This is a genomic window from Vibrio sp. 10N.286.48.B8, assembly GCF_003050085.1.
Lineage (GTDB): Bacteria > Pseudomonadota > Gammaproteobacteria > Enterobacterales > Vibrionaceae > Vibrio > Vibrio crassostreae.
This window is the reverse complement of record NZ_PIGD01000002.1, coordinates 88092-110097: the sequence shown is the minus strand read 5'-3', so window position 1 is coordinate 110097 and position 22006 is coordinate 88092. Positions and strand designations below refer to the sequence as shown.

Below are 22006 nucleotides of genomic sequence, written 5' to 3'. Positions count from 1 at the left end.
AATATGTCGAGTCGTACAGACTGATTAGTCTAGAGTACGTTTAACCTCAACGATTTCGAATACTTCGATCTGGTCACCAACGCGAACGTCGTTGTAGTTCTTAACGCCGACACCACACTCGTAACCGTTCTTAACTTCTTGAACGTCATCTTTAAAGCGACGAAGTGACTCTAGTTCACCTTCGTAGATAACAACGTTTTCACGAAGTACACGGATTGGGTTGCTACGCTTAATCGTACCTTCAGTAACGATACAACCAGCGATTGCACCAAGTTTAGGCGACTTAAATACGTCACGAACTTGTGCAAGACCAATGATCTCTTGACGGAATTCAGGAGCAAGCATACCGCCCATCGCCTGTTTAACTTCGTCAATCAGTTGGTAAATGATTGAGTAGTAACGTAGATCTAAGTTTTCGTTCTGAACCGTGTTACGCGCAGTTGCGTCAGCACGAACGTTGAAACCAAGGATGATAGCGTTAGAAGCTGCAGCAAGAGTTGCATCAGTTTCAGTAATACCACCAACACCAGAACCTACGATGTTCACTTTAACTTCGTCAGTTGATAGTTTCAGTAGAGAGTCAGCAATCGCTTCTACAGAACCTTGAACGTCAGCTTTAAGTACAACGTTAAGTTCAGCAACTTCACCCGCCGTCATGTTCGCGAACATGTTCTCTAGTTTCGCTTTTTGTTGGCGAGCTAGTTTAACATCACGGAATTTACCTTGACGGTAGTTAGCAACTTCACGTGCTTTACGCTCATCACGTACAACAGTCGCTTCGTCACCTGACGCAGGTACGCCAGAAAGACCTAGAATTTCTACAGGGATAGATGGACCTGCAGTTTCGATGTCTCTGCCGTTCTCATCGCGCATTGCACGAACACGGCCGTACTCTTGACCACAAAGAACGATGTCGCCTTTGTTTAGAGTACCAGACTGTACTAGTACTGTTGCAACTGGACCGCGACCTTTATCAAGACGAGATTCAACAACAACACCAGACGCCATGCCTTCTTTAACCGCTGTAAGCTCAAGAACTTCAGACTGAAGAAGGATTGCTTCTAGAAGACCATCGATGTTTGTGCCCTGTTTTGCAGAGATGTGAACGAAGATGTTCTCGCCGCCCCACTCTTCAGGGATAACGTCGTATTGAGCTAGCTCATTCTTAACGTTGTCTGGGTTTGCACCTTCTTTATCGATCTTGTTCACAGCAACAATCAGAGGAACGCCTGCCGCTTTCGCGTGCTGGATTGCTTCGATTGTTTGTGGCATTACGCCATCGTCTGCTGCAACTACAAGTACAACGATATCTGTCGCTTGAGCACCACGAGCACGCATAGCGGTAAACGCCGCGTGTCCAGGAGTATCAAGGAAAGTGATCATGCCGTTGTCAGTATCTACGTGGTAAGCACCAATGTGCTGCGTGATACCGCCAGCTTCGCCAGAAGCAACGTGTGCTTTACGAATGTAATCAAGTGTTGAAGTTTTACCGTGGTCAACGTGACCCATGATAGTAACAACAGGAGCACGACCTTCAGCGATAGCATCGCTATCACGGTCAGCTAGTACTGCTTCTTCAAGTTCGTTTTCTTTACGCAGGATTACCTTGTGACCCATTTCTTCAGCAACAAGTTGTGCTGTTTCTTGGTCGATCACTTGGTTGATAGTCGCCATAGCGCCCATCTTCATCATTACTTTGATAACTTCAGTTGCTTTAACTGACATTTTGCTCGCCAGTTCAGAAACAACGATAGTTTCGCCGATAGCAACGTCAGATTTAGCAACAGTCGCTGACTTATCGAAGCCTTGCTGCATTGAAGTTGGTTTAGCAAGCTTACCTTTACCGCCACGACCACGTTGGTTACGACCACCACGGTTGTTTGCAGGTTGGTTAGCAGGAGCTGCTTTCTTCTTGCGACGACGAGGTGCTTTCTCATCTTTCTTATCTGCCGCATCTTCAGCTTCACGAGCGTAAGTAGAAGTAGTCACATGGTAATCCGCAGATTTCTCTTGCTCTTTCTTCTTCTTCTCTTCTTCAGACCAACGTTCTTGGTTCTCTTCTGCTAACTTACGAGCTTCTTCAACAAGCTTAGCTGCTTCAGCTTCTGCTTTACGAGTTGCTTCTAGCTCTTGACGAGCTTTAAGTTCATCCGCTTCTTTTTTCGCTTGTGCGTTAGCGTCTGCATTTTTTGAATTCATGTCTTTTTTAGCCTTTTCAGCTTGTGCGCGTTGAGCCTTCTCTTCAGCTTCACGTTTTGCATCCGCTTCACGTGTTACTTTTTCTTCGGCTTCGCGCTGTGCTTTCTCTGCAGCATCACGTTGTGCTTTCTCTTCCGCTTCACGATTAGCCGCTTCCTCAGCTTCACGTTTCGCTTCATCTTCAATAGTGCTGCGCTTCACGTAAGTACGTTTTTTACGTACCTCTACTTGAACATCCTTACTCTTACCGCCTCCAGCGGCAACACTTAGCGTGCTGCGGGTCTTGCGTTGAAGAGTTAAACGAGTCGGTTCTGTTTCACCAGAAGTATCGCCGTGCTCCTTTTTAAGGTGCGTTAGCAATGTTTGCTTCTCTGAATCAGTCACTTGATCCGACCCTGATTTCTTCATGCCTGCATCAGCAAGTTGTTCAATTAAGCGGTCAACTGGCGTACCAATCTCTTCACTCAGTGCTTTAACTGTTAATTGTGTCATACCGCTTTCTCTCCTTGCTGAATTATTCTTCGTCGCCGAACCAACAGATGTTACGCGCAGCCATAATTAGCTCGCCTGCGCGCTCTGCAGTTAGGTCTTCGATGCCTTCTAGTTCATCAACGCCTTGGTCAGCTAGGTCTTCCAATGTCGCAACGCCTTTTGCTGCTAGCTTGTAAGCCATTTCACGCTCAAGACCTTCAAGTGCAAGTAAGTCTTCAGCAGGCTCAACACCATCGAAAGTTTCTTCTTTCGCTAGCGCTAGAGTAGTCAGTGCGTCTTTCGCGCGGTTACGTAGTTCTTCAACGATACCTTCATCTAGACCATCTACTTCAAGAAGCTCGTTCACAGGAACGTATGCTACTTCTTCAAGCGTAGAGAAGCCTTCTTCAACAAGCATTTGAGCAAAGTCTTCTTCAATGTCTAGGTGCTTCATGAAGTTTTCAATAGAAGCAACTGCTTCTTCTTGGTGCTTCTTCTCAAGGTCAGCAACAGTCATTACGTTCAGTTCCCAACCAGTAAGTTGAGAAGCTAGACGTACGTTTTGACCGCTACGACCGATAGCTTGTGCTAGGTTATCCGCTTCAACAGCGATATCCATAGAGTGTGCGTCTTCATCAACGATGATTGAAGCAACATCAGCAGGAGCCATTGCGTTGATTACGAATTGAGCCGGGTTATCATCCCAAAGAACGATATCAATACGCTCACCGCCAAGATCGTTAGAAACAGCTTGCACACGTGCACCACGCATACCAACACACGCACCAACTGGGTCAATACGTTTGTCGTTTGTTTTCACAGCGATTTTAGCACGAGAACCCGCGTCACGTGCAGCACCTTTAAGTTCAATTAGCTCTTCACCAATCTCAGGCACTTCAACACGGAATAGTTCAGCTAGCATTTCTGGCTTCGAACGAGTAACGAAAAGCTGGAAACCGCGAGCTTCTGGTTTAACTGCGTAAAGAAGACCACGAACACGGTCACCTGGACGGAAGTTTTCACGAGGAAGTTGGTCATCACGAAGGATTACCGCTTCAGCGTTGTTACCTAGGTCTAGGATAATAGTGTCACGGTTAACTTTCTTAACTGCACCAGTTACTAGCTCACCTTCGTTATCAATAAACTGTTCAACGATTTGAGCGCGTTCAGCTTCACGTACTTTCTGTACGATAACTTGCTTAGCCGTTTGAGTGGTAATACGGTCAAACGTTACTGATTCGATGTCATCTTCAATGAAACCGCCAAGTTCGATCTCTGGGTCATCGTACTTTGCAGCTTCAATAGAGATTTCTTTTGTTGGGAATTCAACTTCCTCAACAGCTTCCCAACGACGGAAAGTTTCGAAATCACCCGTTTTACGGTCGATTTCAACACGAACTTCAATTTCTAGTTCGCTTTTCTTTTTTGTTGCCGTTGCAAGCGCGATTTCAAGCGCTTCAAAAATACGCTCACGAGGAACTGCTTTCTCATTAGAAACAGCTTCTACTACCGCCAAAATTTCTTTGTTCATTAATCTAGCCTCTTAAGCTCTTCTCTCTAGGAGAACTAAAATTTAGGGATCAGGTTAGCTTTCGCAATATTGCTCAGGACGAATTCTTCTTCTTGTCCTTCAACCAATACTTTCACTGTCTCGCCTTCGATAGATTGGATATCACCTTTCCATTTACGACGGTTGCCGACAGCCATTTTCAAAACGATGCTTACCTCGTGACCAATAAATTGTTGGTAATGCTCTGCTTTGAACAGTGGTCTCTCTAAACCTGGTGAAGACACTTCAAGGTTATAAGCCACTGAAATTGGATCTTCAACGTCCATTACGGCACTTACTTGGTGACTAACTTCAGCGCAATCATCTACATTGATACCGTTTGGTGAATCGATGTAAATACGTAGCGTTGAGTGCTCACCAGCACGAATAAATTCTAATCCAACTAACTCATAACCTGATGCTGCTACTGGAGCGTCAAGCATTTCAGTAAGTTGTCTTTCTAAACCAGTCATTTAACCACTCCAGAAACAAAAAAAGGGCTCAAAGCCCAATTTAAATTCCAAGCAAACATTATCTAAGCGCATTTATAAATGCTTAGATAACAAAAAACCCCGTATAAGCCGGGGTTTTTGTTGCTGGACCCTTATATGTTAAGTGCCATCACATTCGATATCACACTTAACTCACAGTGAGGTTCACACTGTGCAAACTTGCTACCAATACAAGCTATATAATAGCATTGAAATTGGTTGCGGGAGCCGGATTTGAACCGACGACCTTCGGGTTATGAGCCCGACGAGCTACCAAACTGCTCCATCCCGCGTCCGACTTGCGAGCATTATACGCCCAACAAGATGTTTTACAAGTTTGTAAACATGGTGCCGAGAGAGGGACTCGAACCCTCACACCCTAAGGCACTAGCACCTCATGCTAGCGTGTCTACCAATTTCACCATCTCGGCATCAAATCTTTACAGATTATTGTGGAATTTCGTCGCCTTGCGCCGGAACTTCACTCACTGCGTCATCAGCTTGTTGAATTACCTGACCTTGAGTCGGGTCAATCCATTGTGACTCAGTTTTATGTGTAGACATATTACCAAGCACTAAGCTAAGGATAAAAAATGTAGTTGCAAAAATTGCAGTCATTCGGGTAAGGAAATTTCCTGAGCCACTAGCACCAAACACAGTGTTTGAAGCGCCAGCACCGAAAGAGGCTCCCATATCTGCGCCTTTACCTTGTTGAATCAACACTAGGCCAATTACACCAAGCGCTGCCAACAGGTAAATCACAAGTAGAACTGTAAACATTTTTCCACCTATGTTCCTAATTGTTGAGCCAGCGCCGTTCAAAAAACTATTTCTAAGAACAAGGCTAGCGACCTCCTAACTGAAGGCCGAGCAATACTAGCGAATGCGACGATGGCTGACAAGGAGAATTTGCTAAAAAATAAGCCTTTACCAAGTGAATGGTCAAAAAAAGGTCAAAAGCGACACAAAACTCATTTACGTCTCTTTTGACCGTTATATCTTGACCATTATATAAGTCAATCACTTCTAATCACAGGCGCTATTCATTGCGCCTGTTTAGTAAAAGGTTAAATTAGCAGTTTGCTTTTACTGCATCGGCAATCTTAAGCGCGGATGCTTGAACAAGCTCAGCATCTTCGCCTTCAACCATCACACGCAATAGTGGCTCTGTACCAGACTTACGTAATAGCACACGACCTTTCTCGCCAAGTTCAGCTTCAACTTCAACAACAGCTGCTTTTACTGCTTCTGCTTCTAGTGGGTTTGAGTCTCCACTGAAACGAACGTTTTCTAGAACTTGCGGGTACAACGTCATGCCCTGAGACAGCTCATTCAGAGTCATTTCGCTATCAACAACTGAAGCCAATACTTGCAGCGCAGCAACGATAGCATCACCCGTCGTTACTTTATCTAATAGGATAACGTGACCCGAGTTCTCTGCTCCAATCTTCCAGCCTTTAGCAAGAAGTTGCTCCATTACGTAACGGTCACCAACTGCAGCACGAACAAACGGAATACCTAACTGCTTAAGGCCATTTTCCATACCCAGGTTGGTCATTAGTGTACCAACAACACCACCTTTCAACTCACCACGACGCAGTGCATCGCGTGCAATGATGTAAGCGATTTGGTCACCATCAACTTTGTTGCCTAGCTCGTCAACCATGATGATACGGTCGCCGTCACCATCAAAGCCCAGACCTAATGCCGCTTTTTCTTCAAGCACTTTAGCTTGCAGAGCACGTACATCCGTCGCGCCTACTTCGTGGTTGATGTTAGTACCATTTGGCTCAACACCAATAGCCACAACCTCAGCACCCAGCTCTTTAAATACAGCAGGCGCAATGTGGTAAGTGGCACCATGGGCACAATCGATAACGATCTTCATGCCAGCTAATGTCATTTTATGTGGGAACGTACTTTTACAGAACTCGATGTAACGGCCAGCGGCATCGTTCAAACGTACTGCTTTGCCTAGCTCCGAAGAATCAACGCATTCAATGTCTTTGTCCAGTTCAGCTTCAATCGCCAACTCGATATCGTCCGGTAGCTTTGTTCCCTCAGAAGAGAAGAACTTAATACCGTTATCGTAGTAAGGGTTGTGTGATGCTGAGATAACAATACCAGCTTCAGCGCGGAACGTTTGTGTTAGGTAAGCCACGGCTGGTGTTGGCATTGGGCCAGTAAAAGTAGCCTGAAGACCCGCAGCAGCGAGACCAGCTTCTAACGCAGACTCCAGCATGTAGCCAGAGATACGGGTGTCTTTACCAATGATGACTTTCTTAGTGCCCTGTTTCGCAAGAACACGACCCGCAGCCCAGCCAAGCTTCAGAACAAAATCAGGTGTAATCGGGTATTGGCCAACTTTGCCACGTACACCATCTGTGCCGAAGTAACGTCTCTTATCAGACATATTGATTTTCCTTAATTATGATTAGTGATTGTTATTCATCACTTCGATTATCTTCATCGCTTCCAATGTATCTTCAACATCGTGAACGCGAATAATTTGTGCACCTTTGATTGCAGCGATGGTAGCGCAAGTGACGCTAGCAACCATGCAATCTGCTGGAGCTTTGTCTAGTAGCTTAAAGATCATCGACTTTCTCGACATCCCCGCTAAGACTGGCAACCCAAGCCTGTGAAATTTTTCAAGGTGCGCTAATAGGTGGTAATTATGCTCAATGGTTTTACCAAAACCAAAACCAGGATCCAAAATCAGCTGATCTTTTGATATGCCAACAGCCTCACACGCTTCTACCCTTTCTTTTAAGAACGCTTCAACATCCGTTAGGACATCATCGTAATTTGGGTTGGCTTGCATGGTTCTTGGCTGACCTTTCATGTGCATCAGGCAAACTGGCACATTAGCATCGGCGGCTGCCTCTAGAGCTCCGGGCTCTTGCAATGCGCGCACATCATTGATCAAATCAGCCCCTGCTTCAACGGCTTGGCGCATCACTTGAGCTTTACTGGTATCAATAGAGATCCACACATCGAACTTGGCGCGAATTGCTTTAATGGCAGGTATAACGCGAGCGAGCTCTTCTTCTAAAGATACGTCAGGTGCTCCCGGGCGAGTTGACTCACCACCAATGTCAATAATGCTAACACCTGCTTGAATCATTCGCTCTGCTTGCAGTAAAGCATTATCTAATGAATTGAATTTCCCGCCATCAGAGAAAGAGTCAGGCGTAACATTGAGGATACCCATCACATGTGGGCGGTCTAAAACGAGCGTTTTATTATGTGCTTTTAATATCATGGAAGGTGGGTCTTAAAGGTAAAAACATCTTGGGCTATAAACAGAAAAACCCTGAGCGTACTCAGGGTTTTAATTTAAAGCCTAGTGATTAAGAATCTTTGTTTTGAGCATCATCTGATTCAGACTTAACTTCTTCAACTTGCGACTCTTCAGCTTTTGGTTCGGCTGCTGCTTCTTCTGATTTCGCTTCAGGTTTAGCTTCTTCCTTTGCAGGTTCTGCTTTCGCCTGATCACCCCAACCAGCTGGCTCACGAATGTCGTCTTTACGTTCCATCAAGTCATCAATCTGACCTGCATCAATCGTTTCAAACTTCATTAGCGCGTCTTTCATCGAGTGCATGATATCCATGTTCTCTTCAAGAATTTGCTTCGCACGAGCATAGTTGCGGTCGATTAGAATACGAATTTCTTCATCGATCAGCTTAGTCGTATCGTCAGAAACATGTTTCGCTTGGCTCATACCGCGACCTAGGAAAACTTCGCCTTCTTCTTCAGCATATAGAAGAGGACCCAGTTTTTCTGAGAAGCCCCACTGCGTTACCATCTTACGAGCAATATCAGTTGCACGTTCGATATCGTTAGACGCACCAGTCGAAACTTTGTCTTTACCGTAGATAAGTTCTTCAGCAAGACGACCACCGTACAAACTAGAGATCATTGATTCTAGATGTTGGCGAGACATGCTTACGCGGTCTTGCTCAGGTAGGTACATAGTTACACCAAGCGCACGACCACGTGGAATGATTGAAACCTTGTACACTGGATCGTGTTCAGGCACCAAGCGACCAACAATTGCGTGACCCGCTTCGTGGTAAGCCGTTGACTCTTTCACTTCTTCAGACATCACCATTGAACGGCGCTCTGCACCCATCATGATTTTGTCTTTAGCTAGTTCGAACTCAACCATAGATACATTACGCTTGTTACCACGAGCAGCAAACAGCGCCGCTTCGTTCACAAGGTTCGCAAGATCTGCACCAGAGAAACCTGGAGTACCACGAGCAATCAGAGATGGTTCAACATCACCCGATAGTGGCACTTTACGCATGTGTACTTTAAGAATCTGTTCACGACCACGTACATCTGGCAGACCAACCACAACTTGACGGTCAAAACGACCAGGACGAAGTAATGCAGGGTCTAGTACGTCTGGACGGTTAGTCGCAGCGATAACGATAATACCTTCGTTACCTTCGAAACCATCCATCTCAACCAGCATTTGGTTCAGTGTTTGTTCACGTTCATCGTGACCACCACCAACACCAGCGCCACGTTGACGACCTACAGCATCGATTTCATCGATAAAGATGATACAAGGTGCCGCTTTCTTCGCTTGTTCGAACATGTCACGCACACGAGATGCACCAACACCAACAAACATTTCAACGAAGTCAGAACCAGAGATAGTAAAGAACGGTACTTTCGCTTCACCGGCAATCGCTTTTGCAAGCAATGTTTTACCCGTACCAGGAGGACCAACCAACAAGATACCTGTTGGGATCTTACCACCTAGCTTTTGGAAGCGGCTTGGGTCACGAAGGTAATCCACAAGCTCTTTCACGTCTTCTTTTGCTTCGTCACAACCAGCAACATCAGCAAACATCGTTTTGATTTGTTCTTCGCTCATCATTCGAGCTTTACTCTTACCGAAAGACATCGCGCCTTTACCGCCGCCGCCGCCTTGCATTTGACGCATGAAGAAAATCCATACACCAATCAGTAAGATCATAGGGAACCATGAGATGAAGATAGTGCCAAGCAGGCTCTGTTCTTCAGGTGGTGTACCCTGAACTTTTACGTTTTGATTAATTAAGTCATCAAGTAGCTTTTGATCATAAACAGGCATGTAAGTTACATACTTAGAGCCACCACCACGACGTGTGAAAGTGATTTCGCTGTTATTGAACTGTGCGTCTTGAATCTGGCCTTGGCCAACTTCCTGTACAAACGTGGTGTAATCTACTGCTCTGCCGTTACTTTCCCCAGGGCCAAAGCTCTGGAATACCGACATCAACACTACCGCGATAACAAGCCACAGAATTAAATTTTTTGCCATGTCACTCAAGGTGTAAGCCTCTCGATAACTAATTGTAATTAAAGGTAGGGTACTACAGTTTGTAACCTGTAGCCATGTTGTTAACTCTCACTATTGGAAGAGAATCGTTAACCTTTGTAACCAGTGGCTACGATAAACACTTCACGAGATCGAGCTCGAGAAGAGTCGGGTTTTCTAACTTTTACTGTTTTAAACATCTCGCGGACGTCCTTAACGTATTGGTCAAACCCTTCGCCTTGGAATACTTTTACAACAAAACTACCATTGGTAGCTAGAACTTGTCGACACATATCCAAAGCTAATTCAACTAAATACATAGCTCTTGGCTGATCCACAGAATTGTTGCCTGCTATATTAGGTGCCATATCTGACATCACGACATCAACCATGTTTGGTTGTATACGCTCCAACAAGGCATCTAGCACAACTTCTTCGCGGAAATCGCCTTGTAAAAAGCTAACGCCAGCAATCGGGTCCATTGGTAACAAGTCACACGCAATGATTTGTCCGTTGTCTCCAACAATCTTAGCAGCATATTGAGACCAACCGCCAGGTGCTGCACCCAAATCCACAATGGTCATCCCAGGAGACAGCAATTTATCTTTCGTTTGAATCTCTTCCATTTTGAAATAAGCACGTGAACGATAGCCTTTCTTTCTTGCTTCATTTGCGTACTTGTCGTCGAAGTGTTCCTTCAACCAACGGCCTGAACTGGCCGAGTGTTTCTGTTTGCTCATTGGATACCTAAATTGGAGGAAAGTACTAATTGCTGAATAAATTATAGTCTTCAGCTTTAGATGGCGTTAAAATAGGTTTTTTCAACCCTAATAGTAAAGAAAATTGGCCGCGTAATGAACCTAAGTACCAAACAAAAGCAGCATCTAAAAGGCCTAGCTCACAGTTTAAAACCTGTTGTGCTAATGGGCGCAAATGGACTTACTGAAGCTGTTCTAGCGGAAATCGAATTAGCTCTAGACCACCACGAACTGATCAAGATTAAAGTTGCATCAGAAGACCGTGAGACTAAGCAACTGATTATCGATGCAATTGTACGTGAAACTAAAGCTGAGAAAGTACAGACTATCGGTAAAGTTCTAGTACTGTTCCGTCAGTCAGAAGCACGTAAAATCGAGATTCCACGTAAATAAGCGAGCTTAATATAAGCTAACTTCACTAATAGGAAGCCACAGCGCTTATCTTTTAGTGTAGCGTGAGAAACGAAAAAGGTCGCATTTAGCGACCTTTTTACTTATCAGAAACAAAGAAAATTCAATTAGATATATTCTACTTTGTCGATTTCGAAGTCTTTGTCACCACCAGGGGTAGAGATCATGACTTCGTCGCCTTCCATTTTACCGATAAGACCGCGAGCAATTGGCGATTTCACAGAAATGCGACCCGTTTTGATGTCTGCTTCGTCTTCTGAAACGATTTGGTAGCGGAACTCATCATCGGTATCCACATCAATCAGTGTCACTGTCGTACCGAAGATAATCTTGCCCGTATTATCCATTTGCGTTACATCGATGATCTGAGCCAGTGATAGCTTATATTCAATATCACGGATCTGAGCTTCACAAATACCCTGCTCTTCACGAGCGGCGTGGTATTCAGCATTCTCTTTCAGGTCACCTAGTTCACGTGCTTCACCAATAGCTGCTGAGATAACAGGGCGTAGCTTAAGTAGGCGATCTAATTCGTCACGTAGCTGCTGAGCGCCACGTACTGTCATTGGAACCTTTTCCATTTTTTACCTCTATGCCAAAGCTTTCTTTGGCCAACATAAATACACCCAACATAGTTATTAGGTGATAGAAACAAAACGATTTGGCTTAGTGTAAACAAACTTTATGGCTAAATCACCTTTATTCCACTTTGCGTTATAAAAGCTTTATCTAGGTCTAAATTACAGACATCACAAAAATGAATAATAACCTCCCCATCAATAAGCTCAGGAATAAATACCTAAAAAAACAAAAAACAAACAAAATAAACGCAGATCACACTTTTATAAAAGACACCTTAAAACAACAACTTAAACAACAACAGATATAATAAAACAGTGTTCATTTTTTAGTTTTATATCATTTTACTAACTGACAATGGAACTTTAGAGGTAAAAAGTAACCCATGGATTGCACTGGCATTTTTCAGACTTCTGTTCTAATCATGGTTATGAAGCCTGATTAATACGGGCAATACACAAAAGGGTTCAAATCCTTGATAAAACTTCTATGGACAGTAATTAGGAAATAATAACATGAACAAGACTATGATCGCGCTTGCTGTATCTGCTGCAGCTCTTGCTACTAACGCAGTAGCAGCGGACGGTAAACAAGCTGGTGGTATCGACGGCACTTCTGTATACAGCTCTAACGGCACTTCTCTAGAGATCGGTGGCCGTGCTGAAGCTCGTCTATCTGTAAAAGATGGCAAAGCTGAAGACAAAACACGTGTACGTCTTAACTTCCTAGGTAAAGTTGAAATCCAAGACGGCCTATACGGTGTTGGTTTCTACGAAGGTGAATTCGTTTCTAACCCTGCCGATATTTATGATGGTAACGGCGAAAAAGTTGGTACAACTGACAGCTTAGACAACCGTTACACGTACGCTGGTATCGGCGGTAACTTCGGTGAAGTAACTTACGGTAAAAACGACGGCGCGCTAGGCGTAATCACTGACTTCACGGATATCATGTCTTACCACGGTAACTCAGCAGCATACAAAATTTCTGCAGCAGACCGCACTGACAACATGCTTTCTTACAAAGGTCAATTCCAAGACCTAGCAGTTAAAGCAAGCTACCGCTTCGCAGACCGTACAGATTCAGTTGATGGCGGTTACACAGACAACAACGCAGATGGTTACTCTCTATCTGGTATCTACGCAATCGGCGACTCTGGCTTTAAGCTAGGTGCAGGTTACGCTGACCAAGACGAGCAAAACGAGTACATGCTTGCTGCATCTTACCGCATTGAGTCTCTATACTTTGCAGGTACTTTCACAGACGGTGAGCTAGCGAAGAAGAACGGTGATTACACTGGTTACGAATTCGCAACAGCATACACACTAGACAAGACTGCATTCACGCTAACGTACAACAACGCTGAGTTCGACAACGAGACAGCAGCTGATAACGTTGCTATCGATGCAACTTACTACTTCAAACCGAACTTCCGTACGTACATCTCGTACAACTTCAACCTAATTTCTGAAGGCGACAAGTTTGGTGATACAACTAAGCTAGTTACTGGTAAAGCATCTAAAGCTGATGCTGAAGACGAAATCGCTCTAGGTCTACGTTACGACTTCTAATTCTGATTATCTGATTGATTAGTTAATTAAGAATCAAAACGCCCGCTCTCTAGCGGGCGTTTTTTATATCTGTATACTGAAAATATCAGCCATCCAAGACAATCTTCTATGCGCCTTCTATCACCACTACTGCTATGTAGTTTTTCCATTAGCGCTCTCTCTATTAACGCTTTCGCATACGCCCCTCTAGAAACACTGCCTGATGGTAGTAGTACGAGTTTGCTCCTCCAATCGTTAAGCGATGATTCGAGCGAGCTTAATTCCAATAGCGATGAGTTTTATCCTCCTGCTAGTACGTTAAAACTGGTGACGGCTTTAGCGGCTAAATTAGAGCTGGGCGACAACTTTCATTACACCACCAGCATTGTTCGTTCTGGCAATGATTCAATCATTTCATTTAGCGGCGACCCAACCTTGCAACGTGAACAGCTAAAAAGCCTGTTAGCTCAGTACGCTAAGTCTCAATCCAGAACCATCAAAGGCAACTTATACCTGGATAACACTGCTTATACCGGCTATCAACGGGCGGTTGGTTGGCCTTGGGACATTCTAGGCGTTTGTTACAGCGCGCCTTCTAGTGCAATGACCTTAGACAGCAACTGTGTACAAGCCTCTATTTACACAAAGGATAACGGCAGCACTCGCGTCTATATTCCAGCCCATTATCCAATAGACGTGACAACCAATGCAGCCACTGTTACGCGCTCTGGACAAAAAGCTACCCAGTGCGACTTAGAGCTCATCACCACGCCAGATAACTCGTACACGCTCTCTGGTTGCTTAGTGGAACGTAAGAAGCCATTACCACTAAAGTTCGCCATTCAAAATCCTGAGCTTTACACCTCTCAAGTGGTGAACTCACTACTTAACGAGCTGAAAATACAAGTAAAGGGTGATGTGATCATTGGAACTAAGGAAAGCACAAACAACACGACGTTAGTGGCTAGCCATCACTCAGCGAAACTTCCAGACCTGCTCGATACTATGCTCAAGAAATCCGATAACCTGATCGCAGACAACCTAACCAAAACCTTGGGAGCAAAGTTTTATGTGCAATCGGGGAGTTTCAATAACGGCACTGAAGCAATAAAACAGATACTGCTGACCAAAGCGAATATCGACCTCAGCAAAGCGCAGCTCGTTGATGGTTCTGGGTTATCTAGAAACAACCGAATGAGGTCACAGACCATGGCTAAAGTGCTTCGTTATATCTGGGAAAACGACTCACAGCTCAACCTAATCAATGCCATGCCAATATCAGGTATGAATGGAACGCTTAAGTACCGACAAAGCATGAGGAAAGCACCGATTCAAAGCAATATCATAGCGAAGAGTGGTTCTTTGTACGGAACCTACAATATGGCGGGATATGGTTTGGATGAGTCCGGGAAGCCAAGCTCGCTATTCGTACAATTTGTTCGTGACTACTTCCCTGAAGAGCAAGATCCAGACAGACCGGTAGAGGCTCCAATCACCCAGTTTGAGCGTGCTTTCTACAAAGATGTAGTTGAGTTCAGTCAAACACAAAGCAAATCGAAGTAATGTTTGGCTCTTTGTAAACCTCTACCTAAAAAATGGCGCTGAAGACCTTCAATCTTCAGCGCCATTTTTATTTCTCAGATGTATTTAGCTATTTTTATCAGCTTTTAAGCAATTCCTAGGAATGAGTTCACGACAGTGAAATAGATCCACATTCCTGAGATATCAACTATCGAAGCAAGCACTGGACTCACTAACACCGCTGGATCCAGCTTGAATAGCCTAGCAACGATCGGTAACCCGCCGCCGAGCACAGTTGATATGGTCACCTGAATAAACAGCGCTACCGCAATCGCTAACGCAATCATGTTGATGTCATAGCCACCTGTCGATTGGTTTTCGCTAAATAGCAGAATACGTCCAATCATCACCACAGCAATAGCTAAAGCCAAACAAATAGCGACTCTAAACTCTTTCCACAGAACGTTAGCCCATTGGCGTTTTTTTAACTCACCTGTGGCTAAGGCTCTGATAACCAAAGTCGCAGCTTGTGTCCCGGTATTACCACCAGCTGCAGCAATTACCGGCATGTAGATAGCCAAAAGTACCAACTGACTGAGAATGTCTTCATATTGAGCGATGATAAGCCCTGAGACGATGCCCAATAGTGCTAACGCAATAATCCAACCGATACGCTGTCTAACGTGGCTCATGACGCCAGTAGAAAGATAGCCCTGCTGAGGTTCTACCTCTGAGTAAATCAGCCCTAGTTGGTGAGCTAGATGTCGAGAGCGCTTCTCAAAGCCCTGCTCTTCTAGCTCACTAAGTAAAGTCTGAATCGTACTAAGAGAGCATTGCCCCAGCACTAACACCGCATCTTCGAGCGGCATTCGGTTCAAAAGGTTAATTTGTTGTTCACGTCCGTACTGTTGAAATGCATTCGACACAGCTTGGATGTCTTGCTCTGAGTACAGAGCTTCAATAGATAAAAAAGTGTTGTTCATTACCGTCATGGCGAATCTCCCGATTGGCAAAGGTAACGACCATCAAAACAAATAGCATAGATTTATAGATTTATAGATTTATAGATTTATGCGCACCAAGAGCTGAAAGCTACTGGTGTGTCTACTTGTTAGAATCTAGTGTGTGGAAAAGAATGAGGGGGAAAAACAAAGATACCCTACCTGAACGGCAGGACAATAGATCAATACCGAGACAGGTTATTCTTCTCCATTCAAACTAGGAGGATGGTCGGTATTGTTCATAAAAATCTCCAGAATTACTGTCAATTTGACAGCGCGCATAGTGTAGCAATAGGCGTTTCAAAGTTTCGTCAACTTTCGGTCAATAAAAAAGGCATCCGTGGATGCCTTTGGCTCAATCATTGATGTGCATTATTACTTAATAGTAATACGAGCAAACTTACGCTTACCTACTTGGTAAACGGCAGTACCTGCTTCAGGTACGAATTTGCTGTCTTCAATCTTCTCGCCTTCAAGCTTAGCCGCGCCTTGCTTGATCATACGCATCGCATCAGAAGTCGAGTTTACAAGACCTGCTTCTTTTAGAACGTTCGCAATTGGCAGGCCAGCTTCGAATTCGAATTCTGGCATTTCATCAGGAACTTGGTTCTTAGCAAAACGGTTAACGAACTCTTGCTCTGCTGCATCAGCATCTGCTTCGCTATGGAAACGCGCGATGATCTCTTTAGCAAGAAGTACTTTAACGTCACGCGGGTTCTTACCTGCATCAACGCCAGCTTTCAGTTCCGCAACTTCTTCAAGAGGACGGAAAGACAGCAGCTCGTAGTAGCTCCACATTAGATCGTCAGAGATAGACATGATTTTACCAAACATCTCGCTTGGTGCTTCGCTGATACCTATGTAGTTGTGCGCAGACTTAGACATCTTCTTAACGCCGTCTAGACCAACAAGTAGTGGCATCATCAGTACCGCTTGTGGTTTTTGACCTGACGCTTTTTGCAGTTCACGACCCATTAGAAGGTTAAACTTCTGGTCAGTACCGCCAAGCTCAACGTCGCTCTCTAGTGCAACAGAGTCGTGACCTTGTAGAAGTGGGTACATGAATTCGTGGATTGCGATCGGTTGACCACCAGCATAACGCTTTTTGAAGTCATCACGCTCAAGCATACGAGCAACAGTTTGGTTAGAAGCAAGACGAATCATGCCTTCAGCGCCAAGCTCAGATAGCCATTCAGAGTTGAAACGAATTTGCGTTTTCGCAGGATCTAGAATCTTGAATACTTGTTCTTTGTAAGTTTCAGCATTCTTCAATACGTCTTCACGGCTTAGCGGTGGACGCGTTGAGTTCTTACCTGATGGGTCACCAACCATTGCAGTGAAATCACCAATAAGGAATGTCACTTCATGACCAAGCTCTTGGAAAGCACGAAGCTTGTTAAAGATAACCGTATGGCCTAGGTGGATATCTGGAGCTGTTGGATCGGCACCCAGCTTAATGCGTAAAGGACGACCTTCTTTTAGTTTTGCAATCAGTTCGTCTTCTGGAATCAGTTCTTCTACGCCACGTTTGATCTCGGCTAGTGCAGCTTCAATACTCGCCATTCTTGTTCACTCCCACAGATTTGGCAAAAATACATTAATTAGACATCTTACTTGAATAGCGATGTATTTTGAAACCAGTTACACTATTCCGTCGTCGATTTTCATAATATTTACAGAACGAACCGGAACATGTTGTCTATTTTTGCACGCCTTCCTATTTTGCACCGGGCTTTTATCGCATTTTTTAGTGCCATAATTTTCGTCGCGATTTTCTTACTCCCCGACGTCAACAGTTTGCGTGACGATTCGGGCGCTTTAGTTGTGGGAAAACATTACCCACTGACTATTGATGCATCTGCGCTTGTTAGCTCAAGTGACGCACCACCAACGGCAGTACTCAATTGGGAAAAATACACCGTTCGTTCAGGCGAAAGTACCTCTGTTTTATTCGAGCGTATTGGCCTTTCATACCGCCTGCTGATCACGCTACTCAATACCAATAATGATATTAAGAAGCAGTTGTCTAATCTAAGGCCTGGCGATGTCTTGCAATTCGGCTTCGATGAAAACAACGACCTTATTCAGTTAAAACGACAACTTAGTGCGTTTGAAAGCTTCAAGATCACTAAGTCTGGCGATTCTTTCTCCTCTAGCTTCGACAAAAAAGAAGTCGCATACCAATACAACTATGCCGAAGCTAATATTACCTCTAATTTCTGGAACGCTGGTGTAAACGCAGGTTTAACCGCAAACCAAATTATGGAACTGGCAGGTATCTTTGGTTGGGATATCGATTTTGCGCTAGATATTCGTAAGAACGACAGCTTCAAAATCTTGTATCAAGAGAAAGTGGTTGAAGGTGAAGTGATTGGTCGCGGCAAGATCATGGCGGCAGTGTTCAAAAACCAAGGTGATTCATTTACCGCGGTATTGGACGATAAAACTGGTAACTACTACGACGAAAATGGTCGTGCGATGAAGAAAGCGTTCTTGCGCTCACCAATTGATTTTCGTCGCGTAACATCGAACTTTAATCCTACCAGAAGACACCCAGTAACCGGTAAGGTTCGCGCTCACCGCGGCACTGACTACGCAGCTCCTGTTGGCACACCTATCTGGGCAGCCGGTGACGGTATCGTGCAGAAGTCTGGGTACAACCAATTCAACGGTAACTACGTGTTCATTCGCCACAGCAACACTTATATCACCAAGTACCTACACATGAAGCGACGTATGGTGAAAACTGGCCAGCGCGTAAAACAAGGCCAAACCATTGGTACTTTGGGTGGAACAGGTCGTGTAACTGGCCCGCACTTACACTATGAATTCTTGGTCAATGGCGTGCATAAAAATGCGCGTACCGTGAAGTTGCCTCAATCAAAGTCGTTAACGGGTAAAGCAAAAGCAACATTTATTGCGAACTCAGAGATTCGACTAAATAACCTTGAGCGATACGGTCAGTTACTCGCAACCAATTAGGTTGATAGCCATATAAACCAACGAAAAGAGCGCCCACCAAGGCGCTCTTTTTTATGTTCATCGAACCACTGTATCTACTATTTTTCCGGCTTCTTATCTCGCCCTAACATTAATAAACAAGGAGTCAGTACCAAGGTCAATACCGTGGCGAATGCTAAGCCTCCCGCAATTGCCGTAGCGAGTTGCGACCACCATTGCGTGCTCGGCGCACCAAATTCTATCTTTTGATTAATCAAGTCGATATTCATTTCTAGCACCATCGGCATCAAACCTAAAATGGTGGTGACCGTCGTGAGCATTACAGGCCTTAAACGCTGAACACCGGTTCTCAGAATCGCATCTCGCTTATCCAAGCCTCTTTTAATCAATTGGTTATAAGTATCGATCAGCACGATGTTGTTATTCACCACTATACCAGCCAGCGCAATCACCCCAATACCGGACATCACGATGCCAAACGGGCGCTGGAAGATAAGTAAACCAACGAACACACCAACCGTTGAGAACAACACTGCACTTAGAATCAAGAACGCCTGATAGAAACTATTGAACTGAGTAATCAGAATTAAAGCCATCACCGCTAGTGCCACCAAGAACGCGCTTTGTAAAAAGGCTGACGAGTTCTCTTGTTCTTCGTTTTGGCCACGGATACGAAATTCCACGCTACTCGGCAGCCCTAGCTCACTTAATGCTTGTTCGATCTTTGGTAGTTCCAGCGCAAGGTTATAGCCTTCTTCCATATCCGCCATGATGTTCACCACACGCTTACCATCGAGACGTTTAATCGTATCTTGCTTATGGTCGGGAACAATCTGAGCAAAGTTGGTGATAGGCACCAAGCCAGCTGGCGTTTTCACTCTCAGCTGGTCAAAGCGTCCAATATCCCTTTTATCATTCGGGTAACGCACCAAGATATCGACCTCTTCTGATGAATCATCAGGCAAGTAATCACCAATCTTTAATCCATTAGTGACGAACTGAACGGTATTGCCGACCAAGGTCGCGTCAGCTGCAAAACGGGCGGCATCGTCTCGGCGGATATCCACCTTCCAATCGATGCCATCTTTACTCGCAGTGTCGCTGATATTGGTCAGTGCTTGATTGCCATCAGCCCAGTTTCTCACAATTTTTGCGGCCTGATTAAGTTGCTCAGGTGTTTTAGCAGAAAGCTCGATGACCAAGTCATTTTCAACCGGAGGTCCTGCATCAGGGAACTTGTATTCAATCTCGACACCAGCGTATTGATCGGTTTGCACCTTTAATTCATCAATGATCGCTTTAACACTGCGGCGGTATTGCCAATCGACGGGCGTTATCGAAATCAAACCAATCTGGTCGTCACCACCGGTTCGCGTATAAACGGTATCGAACTCATCATGATTCAGCATCATCTGTTCAATATCGCGCATGATGTCATCTTTTTCTTGAATAGAAAGATCGCCATGAGAGCGAACTTTGACATTAAAGAATGGCGGATCAACTTCAGGGAAGAACTCAGCACCGAGCCCCGCTTTTGAATACGTGAAACCAACCGCAACCGCGAGCAGTATCGCACTACAAAGAATCTTAAAGGGATGCTTAATCGCAATAGAAAGTGTGTGGTAATACGCCTTGGTTAAGCCTGTCGCCTGTGAGAAATCCCCATTATGCAAAGCCACCATTCGAGCTTGGCTCTGAGACGAGACGTATTGCGGTTTGCCAATCAAACCACCTAACACGGGCACAAACAACAGCGCCATAATCAATGAGGCAGTTAACGTAGCGATCAGAGTTAATGGAAGGAACTTCATGAATTCGCCTGTTACATCAGGCCAAAACAGGAGTGGAGCAAACGCCGCCAAGGTTGTAGCCGTTGATGCGGTTATTGGCCATGCCATTCGCTTAGCCGCATCTCGATAGGCTGCTTTACGCCCTTCCCCTTCTTGCATCCGCCTATCGGCAAATTCAGTTACCACAATCGCACCGTCAACCAACATCCCGACCGCCATAATCAAAGAGAACAGCACCACTATGTTAACGGTTAAGCCAAATACAGACAGAACCAATAATCCGGTCAAGAATGAACCCGGAATTGAAATGCCGACTAACAAAGCAGTACGCACGCCAAGAATCGCGATGATTACGATCACCACCAGGATGATGGCGGATAGAATATTGTTTTGCAGATCATTAAGCATGATCTTCACATCTTTCGATTCATCCCAGGTGTATTTGACCAACAGGTTATTTGGCCATTCTGCTTGCTGCTGAGCCCCGGCCATTACAGCTTTGACTAACTCAACCGTTTCGATGATGTTCTCGCCTGCACGCTTTTTGATATCCAACACCACCGCAGATTTACCATCTAAACGCGCAAAACTCTCTGGATCTCGAAACGCTCGACGAACAGTAGCCACATCACCAAATGTCACCACTTGCTTACCATCCACTTTGATAGGTAGCTCAAGCACATCCTTTAAGGAATTAAACACCGAAGGGACTTTGACCGAAAAACGACCATAGCCCGTATCAACAAAACCCGCGGCAACCACTCGGTTGTTCAAAGCGATCAGGTTGTAGATATCCGCTTGATCTAGGCTGTAACTCTCCATCAATAGCGGGTCAACGATGATTTCAACGATATCCTCCCTATCACCCGCAATATCGACCTCTAATATCTGGCGATAACTTTCGATTTTATCTCCCACTTCTCGGGCAATTTGTACGATAGTACGTTCCGGTACAGTCCCGAACAGCACAACAGAAAGTACTGGCTGCTCAGAAGCGAGTGTGACTTCATTTACGGTCGGTTCATCACTGTCTTCTGGTAGCTTTGGTTTGGCGAGATCAACGGCATCACGCACATCCGCCATTGCCTTTGTTAGATCGACTCCAACGTTAAACTCCAACACCACAGAGGAGTGGCCTTCCGCTGCGGTTGCCGTCATCTCTTTTACGCCCTCAATCGACCTTAATTCTTGCTCGATAGGCCTAACCAATAAACGTTCGGCATCGGTTGGCGAGATCCCTTGGTGCCCGACTGAAACGTAGATAATCGGGATGGTAATGTCTGGGCTCGACTCCTTAGGTATCGTGATATAGGTAATGACACCTGCAACCAAGATGAGCGCCAAAAGAGAGAGCATTGTTCGAGCACGAGACAAGGCTGCATCAATAATTGAATACATCTGTTATCT

At 44.9% G+C, this 22006-nt stretch carries 16 protein-coding genes and 2 tRNA genes; 4 read left to right on the top strand and 14 right to left on the bottom strand.

What is annotated here, in order from left to right:
• Positions 1–24 precede the first annotated feature (24 nt).
• From infB to rlmE, 10 genes are all read right to left on the bottom strand, one after another.
• Positions 25–2691 carry a translation initiation factor IF-2 gene (infB, locus tag CWO08_RS03025; protein ID WP_108019841.1) on the bottom strand — a complete coding sequence of 889 codons (2667 nt, stop codon included), beginning with the start codon at positions 2689–2691 and terminating at the stop codon, positions 25–27.
• 22 nt (positions 2692–2713) lie between these two features.
• A complete protein-coding gene (nusA, locus tag CWO08_RS03020) occupies positions 2714–4201 on the bottom strand; it encodes a transcription termination factor NusA (protein WP_017059230.1) in 1488 nt (495 codons plus the stop codon).
• A gap of 35 nt (positions 4202–4236) precedes the next feature.
• Complete coding sequence (gene rimP / locus CWO08_RS03015) at positions 4237–4692, bottom strand: ribosome maturation factor RimP (protein WP_004738265.1); 456 nt, start codon at positions 4690–4692, stop codon at positions 4237–4239.
• Between the two features lie 234 nt (positions 4693–4926).
• Positions 4927–5003: transfer RNA gene (locus CWO08_RS03010), tRNA-Met, on the bottom strand.
• Positions 5004–5056: 53 nt separating this feature from the next.
• Positions 5057–5141, bottom strand: a tRNA-Leu gene (locus CWO08_RS03005).
• A gap of 16 nt (positions 5142–5157) precedes the next feature.
• Positions 5158–5490 (bottom strand): preprotein translocase subunit SecG, encoded by a 333-nt coding sequence (gene secG, locus CWO08_RS03000; protein ID WP_108019839.1) that lies wholly within the window; start codon positions 5488–5490, stop codon positions 5158–5160.
• 292 nt (positions 5491–5782) lie between these two features.
• A complete protein-coding gene (glmM, locus tag CWO08_RS02990) occupies positions 5783–7123 on the bottom strand; it encodes a phosphoglucosamine mutase (protein ID WP_017059393.1) in 1341 nt (446 codons plus the stop codon).
• A gap of 21 nt (positions 7124–7144) precedes the next feature.
• Positions 7145–7975: a dihydropteroate synthase gene (folP, locus tag CWO08_RS02985; RefSeq protein WP_108019837.1), complete on the bottom strand. Its 831-nt coding sequence runs from the start codon at positions 7973–7975 to the stop codon at positions 7145–7147.
• Between the two features lie 88 nt (positions 7976–8063).
• A complete protein-coding gene (ftsH, locus tag CWO08_RS02980) occupies positions 8064–10031 on the bottom strand; it encodes an ATP-dependent zinc metalloprotease FtsH (protein ID WP_048658160.1) in 1968 nt (655 codons plus the stop codon).
• Between the two features lie 107 nt (positions 10032–10138).
• The gene (gene rlmE, locus CWO08_RS02975) at positions 10139–10768 is read right to left on the bottom strand and encodes a 23S rRNA (uridine(2552)-2'-O)-methyltransferase RlmE (RefSeq protein ID WP_108019836.1); all 630 of its coding nucleotides are present in this window, start codon (positions 10766–10768) and stop codon (positions 10139–10141) included.
• A gap of 114 nt (positions 10769–10882) precedes the next feature.
• Here rlmE and yhbY point away from each other — a divergent pair, with 114 nt between their 5' ends.
• On the top strand, positions 10883–11179 hold the full coding sequence (gene yhbY / locus CWO08_RS02970; RefSeq protein WP_004738252.1) for a ribosome assembly RNA-binding protein YhbY: 297 nt from the start codon (positions 10883–10885) through the stop codon (positions 11177–11179).
• A gap of 125 nt (positions 11180–11304) precedes the next feature.
• Here yhbY and greA read toward each other — a convergent pair whose 3' ends face one another.
• Complete coding sequence (gene greA / locus CWO08_RS02965; protein WP_017059397.1) at positions 11305–11778, bottom strand: transcription elongation factor GreA; 474 nt, start codon at positions 11776–11778, stop codon at positions 11305–11307.
• 513 nt (positions 11779–12291) lie between these two features.
• Here greA and CWO08_RS02960 point away from each other — a divergent pair.
• On the top strand, positions 12292–13347 hold the full coding sequence (locus CWO08_RS02960; RefSeq protein ID WP_108019834.1) for a porin: 1056 nt from the start codon (positions 12292–12294) through the stop codon (positions 13345–13347).
• 108 nt (positions 13348–13455) lie between these two features.
• On the top strand, positions 13456–14889 hold the full coding sequence (gene dacB / locus CWO08_RS02955; protein WP_108019832.1) for a serine-type D-Ala-D-Ala carboxypeptidase: 1434 nt from the start codon (positions 13456–13458) through the stop codon (positions 14887–14889).
• 104 nt (positions 14890–14993) lie between these two features.
• On the opposite strand, the gene CWO08_RS02950 is transcribed toward dacB, so the two are convergent.
• On the bottom strand, positions 14994–15839 hold the full coding sequence (locus CWO08_RS02950; protein WP_017068902.1) for a magnesium transporter: 846 nt from the start codon (positions 15837–15839) through the stop codon (positions 14994–14996).
• A 384-nt stretch (positions 15840–16223) separates the two neighbouring features.
• Complete coding sequence (gene tyrS / locus CWO08_RS02940) at positions 16224–17411, bottom strand: tyrosine--tRNA ligase (RefSeq protein ID WP_102431660.1); 1188 nt, start codon at positions 17409–17411, stop codon at positions 16224–16226.
• Between the two features lie 129 nt (positions 17412–17540).
• On the opposite strand from tyrS, the gene CWO08_RS02935 reads away from it, so the two are divergent.
• Entirely contained in the window at positions 17541–18830 is a 1290-nt protein-coding gene (locus tag CWO08_RS02935; protein ID WP_102478395.1) for a peptidoglycan DD-metalloendopeptidase family protein, read from the top strand.
• A 77-nt stretch (positions 18831–18907) separates the two neighbouring features.
• On the opposite strand, the gene CWO08_RS02930 is transcribed toward CWO08_RS02935, so the two are convergent.
• Positions 18908–21997, bottom strand: coding sequence for an efflux RND transporter permease subunit (locus CWO08_RS02930; RefSeq protein WP_108019830.1), 3090 nt, complete (start codon positions 21995–21997; stop codon positions 18908–18910).
• Positions 21998–22006 lie beyond the last annotated feature (9 nt).

Excerpts from the sequence above, each read along its gene's own strand:
- secG (WP_108019839.1), bottom strand. The coding sequence starts at position 5,490 with ATGTTTACAGTTCTACTTGTGATTTACCTGTTGGCAGCGCTTGGTGTA.
- yhbY (WP_004738252.1), top strand. The coding sequence starts at position 10,883 with ATGAACCTAAGTACCAAACAAAAGCAGCATCTAAAAGGCCTAGCTCAC.
- glmM (WP_017059393.1), bottom strand. The coding sequence starts at position 7,123 with ATGTCTGATAAGAGACGTTACTTCGGCACAGATGGTGTACGTGGCAAA.
- rlmE (WP_108019836.1), bottom strand. The coding sequence starts at position 10,768 with ATGAGCAAACAGAAACACTCGGCCAGTTCAGGCCGTTGGTTGAAGGAA.
- nusA (WP_017059230.1), bottom strand. The coding sequence starts at position 4,201 with ATGAACAAAGAAATTTTGGCGGTAGTAGAAGCTGTTTCTAATGAGAAA.
- greA (WP_017059397.1), bottom strand. The coding sequence starts at position 11,778 with ATGGAAAAGGTTCCAATGACAGTACGTGGCGCTCAGCAGCTACGTGAC.
- rimP (WP_004738265.1), bottom strand. The coding sequence starts at position 4,692 with ATGACTGGTTTAGAAAGACAACTTACTGAAATGCTTGACGCTCCAGTA.
- CWO08_RS02930 (WP_108019830.1), bottom strand. The coding sequence starts at position 21,997 with ATGTATTCAATTATTGATGCAGCCTTGTCTCGTGCTCGAACAATGCTC.
- CWO08_RS02935 (WP_102478395.1), top strand. The coding sequence starts at position 17,541 with ATGTTGTCTATTTTTGCACGCCTTCCTATTTTGCACCGGGCTTTTATC.
- CWO08_RS02960 (WP_108019834.1), top strand. The coding sequence starts at position 12,292 with ATGAACAAGACTATGATCGCGCTTGCTGTATCTGCTGCAGCTCTTGCT.
- CWO08_RS02950 (WP_017068902.1), bottom strand. The coding sequence starts at position 15,839 with ATGACGGTAATGAACAACACTTTTTTATCTATTGAAGCTCTGTACTCA.
- tyrS (WP_102431660.1), bottom strand. The coding sequence starts at position 17,411 with ATGGCGAGTATTGAAGCTGCACTAGCCGAGATCAAACGTGGCGTAGAA.
- ftsH (WP_048658160.1), bottom strand. The coding sequence starts at position 10,031 with ATGGCAAAAAATTTAATTCTGTGGCTTGTTATCGCGGTAGTGTTGATG.
- infB (WP_108019841.1), bottom strand. The coding sequence starts at position 2,691 with ATGACACAATTAACAGTTAAAGCACTGAGTGAAGAGATTGGTACGCCA.
- dacB (WP_108019832.1), top strand. The coding sequence starts at position 13,456 with ATGCGCCTTCTATCACCACTACTGCTATGTAGTTTTTCCATTAGCGCT.
- folP (WP_108019837.1), bottom strand. The coding sequence starts at position 7,975 with ATGATATTAAAAGCACATAATAAAACGCTCGTTTTAGACCGCCCACAT.